Annotated in this window: 10 protein-coding genes; 8 read left to right on the forward strand and 2 right to left on the reverse strand. The window is 38.6% G+C overall.

The window, feature by feature from the left end:
• Window positions 1-70 precede the first annotated feature (70 nt).
• From IEV57_RS00520 to IEV57_RS00540, 5 genes are all read left to right on the forward strand, one after another.
• The gene (locus IEV57_RS00520) at window positions 71-1,147 is read left to right on the forward strand and encodes an FIST signal transduction protein (protein ID WP_188438517.1); all 1,077 of its coding nucleotides are present in this window, start codon (window positions 71-73) and stop codon (window positions 1,145-1,147) included.
• Window positions 1,148-2,248 (forward strand): sensor histidine kinase, encoded by a 1,101-nt coding sequence (locus IEV57_RS00525; protein WP_188438518.1) that lies wholly within the window; start codon window positions 1,148-1,150, stop codon window positions 2,246-2,248. It abuts the gene before it with no gap.
• A 431-nt stretch (window positions 2,249-2,679) separates the two neighbouring features.
• Complete coding sequence (locus IEV57_RS00530; protein WP_188438520.1) at window positions 2,680-3,108, forward strand: hypothetical protein; 429 nt, start codon at window positions 2,680-2,682, stop codon at window positions 3,106-3,108.
• 123 nt (window positions 3,109-3,231) lie between these two features.
• On the forward strand, window positions 3,232-7,044 hold the full coding sequence (locus IEV57_RS00535; protein WP_188438522.1) for a sensor histidine kinase: 3,813 nt from the start codon (window positions 3,232-3,234) through the stop codon (window positions 7,042-7,044).
• Window positions 7,045-7,047: 3 nt separating this feature from the next.
• Window positions 7,048-7,239, forward strand: coding sequence for a hypothetical protein (locus tag IEV57_RS00540; RefSeq protein ID WP_188438524.1), 192 nt, complete (start codon window positions 7,048-7,050; stop codon window positions 7,237-7,239).
• 17 nt (window positions 7,240-7,256) lie between these two features.
• On the opposite strand, the gene IEV57_RS00545 is transcribed toward IEV57_RS00540, so the two are convergent.
• Both IEV57_RS00545 and IEV57_RS00550 read right to left on the reverse strand, forming a co-directional pair.
• Window positions 7,257-7,991: a LytR/AlgR family response regulator transcription factor gene (locus IEV57_RS00545; protein ID WP_188438526.1), complete on the reverse strand. Its 735-nt coding sequence runs from the start codon at window positions 7,989-7,991 to the stop codon at window positions 7,257-7,259.
• Window positions 7,988-9,931 carry a tetratricopeptide repeat protein gene (locus IEV57_RS00550; protein ID WP_188438528.1) on the reverse strand — a complete coding sequence of 648 codons (1,944 nt, stop codon included), beginning with the start codon at window positions 9,929-9,931 and terminating at the stop codon, window positions 7,988-7,990. The genes IEV57_RS00545 and IEV57_RS00550 overlap by 4 nt, the downstream gene beginning before the upstream one ends.
• A gap of 172 nt (window positions 9,932-10,103) precedes the next feature.
• Here IEV57_RS00550 and IEV57_RS00555 point away from each other — a divergent pair, with 172 nt between their 5' ends.
• The 3 genes from IEV57_RS00555 (at window position 10,104) to IEV57_RS00565 (ending at window position 12,215) form a co-directional block, all read left to right on the forward strand.
• The gene (locus IEV57_RS00555; RefSeq protein ID WP_188438530.1) at window positions 10,104-10,865 is read left to right on the forward strand and encodes a hypothetical protein; all 762 of its coding nucleotides are present in this window, start codon (window positions 10,104-10,106) and stop codon (window positions 10,863-10,865) included.
• 398 nt (window positions 10,866-11,263) lie between these two features.
• Window positions 11,264-11,725: a YybH family protein gene (locus tag IEV57_RS00560; RefSeq protein WP_229744187.1), complete on the forward strand. Its 462-nt coding sequence runs from the start codon at window positions 11,264-11,266 to the stop codon at window positions 11,723-11,725.
• A 94-nt stretch (window positions 11,726-11,819) separates the two neighbouring features.
• Entirely contained in the window at window positions 11,820-12,215 is a 396-nt protein-coding gene (locus IEV57_RS00565) for a RidA family protein (protein WP_188438540.1), read from the forward strand.
• Window position 12,216 lies beyond the last annotated feature (1 nt).

Consider the following 12,216-nt stretch of genomic DNA (forward strand, 5'->3'; position numbering starts at 1 on the left):
AAGGACCATGAAAGCAAAATCAATTAAAGGTAAGTCAAAAGCAGAAATTAAAACGGCACTGGATGAAAGCATGTCTGTTGGATTCAAGCCCACACTTGCTATCGTGTTTATGTCTGTAGCTCAAGACCGCAAAGCTATTTGCAGCTTACTTGACGAAGCTGGGATCACCGTTTTTGGTTCTACCACTCACGGCGAGTTTATCGATGAAGAGATCGAAACAGGCTCGATAGCCATCCTACTCCTAGACATCAAAAAAGAACATTTCAGAATTCATTCAGCAGAATTTCAAAACTATAGCTATCGGGAAACATCAAAAACTGTCGCTGGGAAAGCCAGTCAGGACTTTGAAAAGGTTGCTTTCCTTCTGGTGACCAGCAACGCGACTACAGACGGTGAAGAGGTGTTGATAGGACTTCAAGAGGTCGCTGGTAATCAGGTCAATGCGTTTGGAGGAGCTGCTGGTGATGACTATGCTTTTGAGGAAACATGGGTGTTTACGAACGGATGGGAAAATAATCACGGGATGGTTTGTATTGCTATAGATGAAGAAAAAGTGGCTGTCAGCGGTATCGCTACTTGTGGATGGAAAGCCGTGGGAACAGAAAAAGTGGTAACCAAAAGTGAAGGAAATCATGTGTTTACTATTGATGGCACCCCTGCCCTAGATATTACCACAAAATACGGTGGACTAGAAAACGTCAGCCCTGATAACAAGGATATAGTAACGGAACTCGCAGCTAATTTCCCTTTACAATTACAGCGGGAAAAAGGTAATCCGGTCATGCGTCCGGCTTTAGTTGTTGATTGGGAAGACCATTCCTTTTATACAAGTGGCTCTGTACCTGAAGGCTCAATGATACGCTTTTCTTTACCACCTGACTGGGATGTAATGGAAAAAGTGGTCAAAGGCGTTCAAAACCTCAAAGAAACTGAAATGCCTGAAGCAGACGCCGTGGTTGTATTCAGCTGTGGAGGAAGGATTCTATCATTTGGCCCGATGATGAATGCTGAGATAGAAGGTGTGAAAGAGGTTTGGAATGTGCCTATGGCAGGGATGTTTTCCAATGCGGAACTCGGAAGAATGGCCGGAGGAAATTTGGAAATGCACAATTTGACCACATGTTGCGTGGCATTAAAGGAGAAATAAATGAACACACACCTCCAATATATCTTCGACACTCTTCAACAGATAGAAAACCTTTCTGAAGAACGTAAAGCCGCCATCACTAAATCGTTGAAGGATGTCGATAAAGAATTGACCATTTTGGAATTCAAATCAGATCGGACGGAAAAAGTAAAGCGTACCACTACCATTCTTCTTGAAGAAACTATCGAAGAATTGGTGCAGAAAAGAAAAGCAGTTGAAGAAAGCAATTTGGCTCTGCAAAAATCGCTAGAAGATTTAAAAGCAGCTCAGGACCAACTAGTACAGCAGGAAAAACTCGCCTCTCTAGGCCAGCTCACGGCAGGAATTGCCCACGAAATTAAGAATCCGCTGAATTTTGTGAATAACTTCTCGGAGGTGTCGATTGAGATGATGGAGGAGATAATAGATTCAAGATACAAGACACAAGATGCAAGACTCAAGACGGAGGCTGATGAAATTGAGGATGAGATTTTAGAGGATATAAAAGCCAATTTGAAGAAAATACATGAGCATGGTTCGCGGGCAAATGGTATTGTGACTTCGATGTTGCAGCATTCCCGTGGAGGTTCTGGCAAAAAAGAGCCAACGGATCTCAATGCCCTGATCAAGGAATATGTCAACCTGAGTTTTCACGGAATGCGGGCCGGAAAGAATCCTATCAATGTAGATATCCAATTGGTGTTGGATACTGATTTGGGCAAGGTATCCTTGATCAAAGAGGATTTCACTAGGGTGGTGATCAATCTTTGTAATAATGCTTTTGATGCGATGCGGGAGAAAGTGAAAAAGTACCAAGTACCAAGTACGGAGTACAATGATAGAGCAGTGGTTGATGGAAACTATCTGCCAAAATTAAAAGTGACCACAATGCTTGAAAAGGGTTGGGTTAGGTTATCACTTGAGGACAATGGTCCGGGGATTCGAGATGAGATCAAGGACAAAATCTTCCAACCTTTCTTCACTACGAAAAAAGGAACGGAGGGAACTGGACTTGGGCTAAGTATTACACATGATATTGTGAAGACGCATGGGGGAGAAATTAATATAAAAGTTGAGGAAGGAAAAGGAACGGAATTTATTATTCGATTGCCAATAGCCTGAATGAATTTTGCGAGAATAGAATCAATCACTAATGTTAAAAACATAAATCAAATACTGTCAAAAAGTAAAATTTCGTGAAAGACATTTTACTCAATATAAATTACATATTTTATGAATTAAAACGAGTCTGTTGACTATATTTAAAGAAATAAACATAAAATATATAGCAGCTTGTATCCTTTAAGTTGAAGAAACAAAAACTGATTTGATCCGAAAGATATGATTCATATGAATTTAAATGATTACCCGCAATTCCACCAATAACTAAGTTAAAAACCTGAATTATAGCGGATAATTGTCAACAGTCCGCGGACAACGCTTAACTGATGATCTAAATCTGATGATTACCTTATTTTGGATGGCTACTGGCATGAAAGCGGAAATGCATAAAATTTAAAAAACAATTCTTTTCTAACCTTAAAAAACAAATTATGTACTTAAAAAAAATCTTAGCTTTTCTATTCTTAACTCCATTATTATTCCTTTCGGGGCAATATTTCCAAAGCAACTTTGATGAAAGTCAACTAGACCAAGAACAGGGAAGAGTAGAGTATAGGCTAGTCGTAAAAATCATTGGAGATGAATGGAGAGTAGTTACAGAAGATGATGACTCTGTGAGTGATGTCACCCTGAGGAGAGGAGATCGAATTCGATGGATAGTTCAGGGCTCAGATGCTTCTTTTGCATTTCCTGATAGTCGGATTTTTGGTCTTGAAACAAGAGATGTAAGTGATGGAAATCCTTTGGTCATGGCAGTATCTGCAAATAGTCCTAGGGGGAAGTTTCCTTACACAGTATTTATCCACGAATCCATGACCTACGCGCGAGGTCAGTCACCACCTAGAATCATCATCAGATAAATCACTAAAAAACTCATCCTCATTGTCAAATTAAGGAAGTTTGAATTAAATGATGTCTAAAGCAATGCAATTAAAAATCTCCCCTAATTGGGTGATAAAGACGTAAGATTGAAAGAATAAAGCATGAACCTTAAAAATAAAAGTATAAATCATGTGCCCAAAGTTGGTTTGATGAAGTATAGAAAATCAGCTTTGGGCTTCTTCAGTTTTCTTATTTTTATGATGTCTTGCCAAAACAATCACACCGTTTTGGAGGATTCAGAGCAAACTATTCCCATCCAAAAAGTCTACGACCCACCGCTTGTAATATCTTTGGATCTTCTCAGTGACTCACTGAGGCCTCAGAAAATATGGCTAAAAGACCAACCCAAACCCATCATAAAGTATCTTCCAAAAAATCCCTTAGAAGTACTAACTTATCAGGATGAAGAGAAGCAAACCCAAACAGTTACTTTTCCTCAAACCATTAGGCGACCATATTTGAAGAATGAAAAAGGGGAAGCTATTTTTGATTCGCAAGGGAATCATTATTACACGGGCAATGGAGGAAGAGCACATTTTGGCACTTTCACCACGGATGACGGCTTGGGTTTGGACAACATCACTTCATCTCTCTTAGATAGAGCGGGGAACCTCTGGTTTGGAACTTGGGGAGCTGGAGTTTCCAAATATGATGGGATTTCTTTCACCAATTTCACCGTAGCGCACGGGCTTTCTAATAATTTGGTTCACTGTCTTGCAGAAGATGCCGAAGGTAATATTTGGATTGGAACTGATGGTGGAGGCCTATCTAAATATGACGGTTATTCTTTTTCTAACAAATCCAAATCTGAAGGTCTAGCCAACGACATTGTATATGGAATTACCCCTGTCAAAAACGGAGACATTTGGATAGCAACTGGTGAAGGAGGAGCATCCAAATTTGATGGAAAATCATTTGTCAATTTCAACAAAGAAGATGGTCTTCCAAGCAATTCAATCATAAAAATTGCTGAAGATGACAATGGCTTTATCTGGTTTGGAACAGGAAATGATGGAGTGTCGAGATTTGATGGTAAAACCTTTACGAATTTTACCAAAGAAGATGGTTTAGCTGAGAACTCGATTAATTGTATCACAAAGGATAGAAAAGGAAATCTTTGGTTTGGAACCAAAGGAGGGGGTGTCTCGAAGTACAACACAAATAAAGAGAACAGAGGAACTTTTACCAATTTCAGTAAAGCTGATGGGCTTGCTCACAATGATATTTGGGATATCGAAGAGGATTTTGAGGGCAACATGTGGTTTGCCACCGGAAGTGGTGGAGTTTCAAAGTATGATGGACTGAAATTTACCAATTATACCACAGCAGAAGGATTGAGCGAAAATGTGGTCTATAGTATTTCTACTGACAGATCAGGAAGTCTTTGGTTTGGAACTGCGGGAGGTGGCATTTCGCTCTACATAGGGGCCGCTTTTACAAACTATACTTCCGATTTAGGCTTAGCCAAAAACAGTGTATATGGTATATTAGAAGACAACGATGGCAGCTTTTGGTTTGCAACAGATGGGGGTGGCATCTCAAAATTTGATGGAAAATCTTTTACAAACTATACAACTGATCAAGGTTTGCCGAATCCTCTTGTCATTTGTTCAGTCAAGGATCAAAATGGGAATATATGGTTTGGCACAGGAGGGGGTGGTTTAGTATTATATAGGGAAAAGTCTGAAAATAATGAAAGGGCAAGTTTCACCACATTCAATTCAACAAATGGTCTACCTAATGACATTATCTATACAATCAAAGAAGATCAGTTTGGAAATCTTTGGATAGGTACAGGCGGTGGCGGTCTGGTGAAATTTGACTGGAATACAATGCCATTGGGACAATCTAGCTTTACCGTTTATGCAACAAACCAAGGTCTGAGCAACAATACGATCTACAGCTTGCATGAAGACAAGAGAGGGGAACTTTGGATTGGTACAGGTGGTGGTGGTGTTTCTAGGTTTAATGGAGAATCCTTCACCAATTACACCACAGCACAAGGGCTTACCAATGACATCGTGTGGAGTATTCTGGAAGATAAGGTTGGAAACCTCTGGTTTGGCACCCAAGGTGGTGGTGTTTCCAGATTTGATGGTGCGTCTTTTTCTTCATTCACAAAAGCTGAGGGTTTGGTTGATAACACAGTTTATGATCTTTTGGAGGATTTAGAAGGCAATATTTTCATAGGAACAAATCGGGGTTTTACAGTGATTCCTGCGGATGTAGCCACCTATCCCTTTGAAAAATTGAGTGATAAAATAGAATACTACAATACTTCAAATGGCTATCCTGTCAAAGATGTAAATACAGGAATGTACTTAGACAGGAATGGAGAAATTTGGGCTGGAAATGGAAGTGATAAAACAGGGCTAGTGAAATTTAACTATCAAGCCTTAAGAAAAAGGAATAAAAAACCTTCAATCAAAATTAAAAGTATTGGCATTTATGAAAATCCAGTAAGTTGGATTTCTTTAAAAAATGAAAAGGAGGAGATTATTACAGACAGTACCAAAAGATGGGCAAATATTACAGAAGAAGTAATCGTATTTGGTAAGGTCCTCAGCGCAGAAGAAAGAAAAACACAAAATAAAGAGTTCGCAAAAATTGAGTTCTCCGAAGTCCAACGATTTGATAATTACCCATTAAACCTTAGACTACCTTATGCTCAAAATCAAATAACGATTGACTTCGGAACAGATGAACTGGTAAGATCAAATCTAATCGAATACAAGTATATCTTAGAAGGATATAGTAAACACTGGAGTCCGATTATAAAAACCAGCACCGTCAGTTTTGGTAATCTCTGGGAGGGTGATTACACATTTAGAGTCATGGCCAGATATACTGGCCCAAGTGAAGGTGAAGGAAAAGAATGGTCCGAAGAGGCCGTTTATAAATTTTCAATTCTTCCTCCCGTGCATAGGACTTGGTGGGCTTACTTGATCTATTTTATAATTCTTTTGGTGGCAATCAAGCAGATTCATGTATTTCAAAAAAGCAAAACTATCCGAAAGGAAAGAGAAAGAAATCAGCAAAAAGAGCTTGAGCAAGGCAAGGCGATTGAAAAAGCATATCAGGAACTTCAACTCACTCAAGCACAGCTTATACAACAAGAAAAGCTAGCTTCCCTTGGTCAACTTACTGCTGGCATCGCCCATGAAATCAAAAATCCACTGAACTTTGTCAATAATTTTTCAGAGGTTTCTATTGAAATGATTGATGAAATTATAGAAGCAAGAAGTAAAATTCAGGAGAAAAGAGCTTCCTCACCATCAGAAATAGACGAAAGAATCATCGATGAAACTTTGGAAGACATCAAAATCAACCTGAGAAAAATAAATGACCACGGTACCCGCGCCAACGGAATCGTGACATCCATGTTACAGCATTCTCGAGGTGGCTCAGGGGAAATGGAACAAACGAATTTAAATGCATTGATCAAGGAATTTGTCAACCTGTCATTTCACGGGATGCGGGCCAGCAAAAACCCTATCAATGTAGATATTGTCTTGAACTTGGATGATAAAGTAAAAGAATTTCCACTTTTGAAAGAGGATTTTTCTAGAGTGGTGATCAATCTGTGTAACAATGCGTTTGATGCGATGCGGGACAAGGTTTTGAAGACACAAGATGGAGCCGCAATTCAGGAAAGCTACCTACCGAAATTGACAGTAACCACTCGATTGGAAAATGGTCGAGTTCGGATAGCTATCGGAGATAACGGGCCCGGCATTCCCGATGAAATCAAAGATAAGATTCTACAGCCATTCTTCACTACCAAAAAGGGAACTGATGGGACTGGCTTGGGTCTTTCAATAACACATGATATTATTAAAGCCCATGGGGGAGAATTAAAAATTGAAAGTGAGGAAAATATTGGAACTAACTTTTATATTTACTTAAAAAATTAAAGCATGGGACTATTTTGGAATTTATTTCAGCAAAGCCAAATCTCTAATCAACAATCAAGAGCCGCTACTTTAGAAGCGAGAGTGGCCTATCTGGAAAATGAACTGTACAAAACACAGGAATTACTCATGAAAACGCTGAAAGTGCTCGAAGAACAAAGTGGAAAAGACATCAATGGTGATGGGAAAGTGGGGTAAAGGAAGTCTCAAATCAACTATACTCTTCTGATGCTTTTCATAAGATCATCTTTGTACATCTTACTGATTGGGATGACTTTTCTATTGATTTCTAAGTGTGAATCAGCTACGGCATCAAGTTTTTTAATGTTGACAACAAAAGACCGGTGAACCCTCAAGAAATCTTTCCTTTCCATTTTTTCACAAAAGGCATTCAGCGGACTGACAATAAGATAGTTTTGATTAGAGGTGATAATGTTACAATAATTCCTCTCGGCTTCTATATAGAGGATTTCGTCCAACATCAATTTGATCAACTTACCGTTGTTTCTAATGAAAATCCTATCGTCCAAGATGTCAGTTAAATCATCAACTTCTTTAACCTCATTATTTTCGATAGCTATCTTTTCCACAACCAAAGCAATCGTTCTTTCTAGATTAAGCTTGTTGAAAGGCTTTGAAATGAAGGCATAGGGGTGGGTCTCTTTGGCCTTTTGAAATGATGCCTCATCTGAGTTTGCAGTTAAATAAATTAGAGGGATATCTACTGTATTCTGAATTTCCTTCGCCGTCTCGATTCCATTCAATTTACCCTTAAGCTGTATATCCATCAAGATGATATCGGGGCGATTTTCTAAGGCATGATTGACAGCATCCTCTCCTCGAGATTCTATACCCGTAACTTCGTATCCTAACTTTGATAGTTGCAAAGAAATATTCGCTGCAATAATCATATCATCCTCTACAATAAGAATTTTCGTCTTGTCTGTCATGCTGCTTTTTCAAAGTGAAATTCAAAATACACTTCCGTACCGGATTGGGTACTTAATGTCATCTTCCCATCAAGTTGCTGAGTCAAAAGTTTGATTAATTGCGTCCCAAATCCGGTTCCTTTTATTTTTGATTTTGTATCCATACCAATTCCATCATCTGCGTAATGTAAATACAAATGAGCATTGTTTTGATACAAGCTGATTGTAATTTTCCCTTCTCTATTTTCTGGAAATGCATATTTTAGTGAATTAGTAATCAATTCATTCACGATTAGACCGATGGGAATCGCTCTTTCGACATTCAACTCCAAAGCCTCCATCGATACACTTAGAGAAATTTGATCGGTAGCATCAAAAGAATCAATAACAAACTTGCCTAAATTCTCAAAATAATGCTTCATCTCTATCGCTGCAAGATTATCCCCTTGATACAAATTTTGATGAATCATCCCCATGCTGTGAACTCTGTTTTGACTCTCTAACATGATATCATGAAGTTCTTGATTTTCGATTTGTGCTGTCTGTAAAGCAAGAAGACTTGAGATAGTTTCTAGGTTATTTTTCACGCGATGGTGAATTTCTTTCAATAAAAATTCCTTTTCCTTGTTTTGCTTTTCTAACAACATGCTGTATTTCTTTCTCTTGAGAAATACTCGATAAAGAATAAATAAAAAAATCACCATGAATCCAGTCAAAACCATAGTGAAAATTTGAATGGTTTCTTGACGTTTGAGTTTTTCTACCTGCAACAAAATCGTGTTTTCCTTTTGGTTGAAATCCATCTCTGTTTGCAATTGCGCTATTCTATTATCCGCATCTGAATTAAAGACGAGCTTATTGAATTCGTTGAACTTTTTGAATGCTTGCAAAGCTTCATGGCTTTGACCTGCTCCTTCCAATGCACTACTCAAATCGCGGTAAATCAATCCTAAATAGTATAAATCTCCAAACTGATCGGTAGCTGTCCTAATACTTCTTTCTAGGTAGATTATGGCTGACTCGTAATCACCTTCTTGATTTTTTAGTTTCCCTAGCGAATAAAGTGATCTGACAACCATAAATTCATTCTGAAGCAGTTCAGCATACTTTAAGGCCTCTTTTCCGGATATTTCAGCATTTTGAAAGTCCTCAATCTGTATGTACAACTCAGCAAGGGCAATGTGTGAATCACTCAAATTATTATAAAACCCATACTTCTCTCCAATTTCTACGGACTTCTTGAAATAGGGTAAGGCAATTTCAAATTGGTCTAGCTCTACAAGATTATTACCCAGTACATGAAGGGTAAAATCATAATCGAGGTCATAGATTCCCCTTTCTTCAAAAAGCGCAATAGACTTTTTACCATACTCTACCCCTTTTTCATATTTTCCTTGTTTCCAAAAGAGATTACTAATATCTGAGTAAGCCATAGCAATGGCCTTTTTATCCCTGTATTTTTCCCCTAGCTGCAATGTCCTTGTAGCATATTCAAAAGCCATACTGAGGTCACCTCTGCGCTCAAATACATACCCCATATTAGTCAACAGTAGCCAAGTCTCCACTTCGGGTAATTTTTGTAGCGCGCTCGTAAGGACCAATTCGGCATGATCAAGTTCTTCCATTCGAAGTAATATGGCCCCTTCGCTCACCTGCATTCTCCCTTCCCAAAGCTCGTTACCTGCAGCTCTAACTTCTCTTAAACCCTGATTGATAATTTCCAGCGCCTTTTGAAGGTTTCGGGTATGATAATGATATCCCAAATCATTGATGATTTTGAATCTCAATGTATCATTTTTGACATTTTCTATTGATCCCTCAAGTACATCAAGATACTCCTTACCAAAATCATCTGTCTCCTCAAAGATTCTGAGATATTGAATACTACCTCCCCCATTGACAAGTTGAGCAAAAGCATTGAGGTGAATAACGAAAAAGAATGGTATTAAAAGCCTATTCATGCTTTTAATATAACATAAAAAGTTGTTGATTATCAATAATTTGTCTTTTAAAAATTTTTTTAGATAAAGAATACCAAAGGCTGGGACACTTTTAAGGGTCATTCATCCTCAAAGAGTAGCAGGATTTGTTAAAGGTTTAGATATTCAATCCTAATTATAAAACCAAACTTCTATGAAAAACAACATGAAATATCTCGCGATTTTCACGCTATCACTCGTTTTGTTAATGCCACAAAATGCGAAAGCTCAAAATGAAAATCTTGGTCCACTACTATCAGTGACAGAATTGGTTATCAAACCTGGCCATGAAATGCAATTCCGTGAAGGAATCAAGGCTTGGATGGCTTGCTACTCCGAAAACAACGGGGATTGGACCTGGCGCTTGTGGCAAAGGCAACAAGGTGAAGGTACTGTTTTTGTCCTTGCCTCCGAAATGGCAAACTGGGCAGAAATGGATAAATCTGATGAATCAGGAGCATCCTGCCAAGATCTTGGAAGAACTTTGATCAATCCGCATATTGAAAAGGCTACCAATCATATTACACGGCTGCAACCTGGGATTAGCAAAAATGCACTACTCACAGAAGATGTCATAAGGGTGTCCTTTTACTCTCTTAACAATGCTAACGGTCACAAGATGATGGAGGTAGTCAAAGAAGTAGAAGCGATTCGTAAACAAGCTAATTTAGAACCTAATGGCTATTGGTATCAGTGGCAAACTGCTGATCCTGGAAGCCCAAGCTACCATCATGTCATGCCTTACAAAGACTTTGCAGCCATGGATATTATGCTGGAAGGAGTATGGCAAACAGTTGAAAAACAAGCTGGAAAAGCTAAAAAAGATGAACTCCAAGCAGCATTTCGATCATCTCTTGACCTGTCATGGAATTATATCTACAAATTAGATAAAGAAATAAGTCGGCTTAATAAATAAACACTTGCTGATTACGGAAAATGTTGAGTTTTTAGTCTAGTTGATTAAAATGGGCAGAAGCTAAAGGTGAAAATTTTCAGCCGAAGCCCAATTTTTTTTTCATTGGGGAAATTAATCCTTGCACTGGGACAAAATATCTAGCGCTTCATCTTCAAACATTTACCATTTTCAGTTCTAAAGACTAGATTTCTTAAACATAACAATTTGCCTGACAGAGGTTTCCATTAAAAAACTGGATAACGTTCACTGGGTTGGTAATCCATCGATTTATGGTAACACAGCAGAAATTTAATCCATACTTAAAGAAGCAATCAGGGTAAGCACTAAACACCAAAAAAATGAAAACAAAAAATTCTCTTCACTTAGCGACATTATTTATCGCTCTTTCTATTTGTAATGTGGCTTGTAATCAAGCTCCAACAGAAACAACCACCTCAGAAGTGGCCGTAGCGCCAGTAGCTGAAAAGGCAGATATGGTGAAAATAAAGTCTGAAATCCAGCAATTGGAAAATGAATGGGCGGCCGCTGATAATGCAAGTGATGTCACAGCTTTGCTAGCTTTCTATAGTGAGGATGCTGTGAGTATGGGAAGCGACTCTCCTATGGCTGTGGGCAAAGCTGCCATTCAAAAGCAACTTGAGACAAGTATGTCATCCCGACCTGAAGGAGTTACAGTTAAATATGAGACTTTGGATGTCTTTGGCGATGAAAATACGGTCACAGAAGTGGGTAAATCCACTCAAACGGATGCTTCGGGAAAAGTAATTTCAACCGGTAAGTATATGGCTATTTGGGAAAAACGCGATGGAAAGTATGTCTGCGTAAGAGATATCTTCAACAGCGACTCAAAGCAAGATTAAAGTCTTTTTTGTAATCAAGCCCTCTGAAAGACTCAATGGGTTTTTCAGAGGGCTTGATTCTAATATCGATAGTCAAGAAAATTAAATTATTCCTATGAAATCAGAAAAACCAGAATACTTCTCCCTTCGACCAAAACTTGAAAAAGCTTATGGATATTCCCACGCTGTCAAAATTGGTAACAGCATCAAAGTCTCTGGTGCAGTCAGTATGGACGCTGAAGGTAATCCTACTGCTGTGGGTGACTTCCTTCAACAAATGAAAAACTGCTATTCCGATTTGGAAAAGGTGCTGAAGCACTATGGCTGCTCCTTTGAAAATGTCCTCGTAGAGAATATTTATACAACCGATATGCCAGCATTTTTAGAACATGCCGAATTCAGGAATTCCGTCTATACTCGGCAGTTTCCAACTGGATCTTGGATAGAGGTAAAGGGCTTAGTAATGCCTGAGTTTTTGATTGAAATCGAATTGGAAATGCATAAATTCTAGG

The sequence above is a fragment of the Belliella aquatica genome (genome assembly GCF_014637795.1).
Classification (GTDB): Bacteria; Bacteroidota; Bacteroidia; order Cytophagales; family Cyclobacteriaceae; genus Belliella; species Belliella aquatica.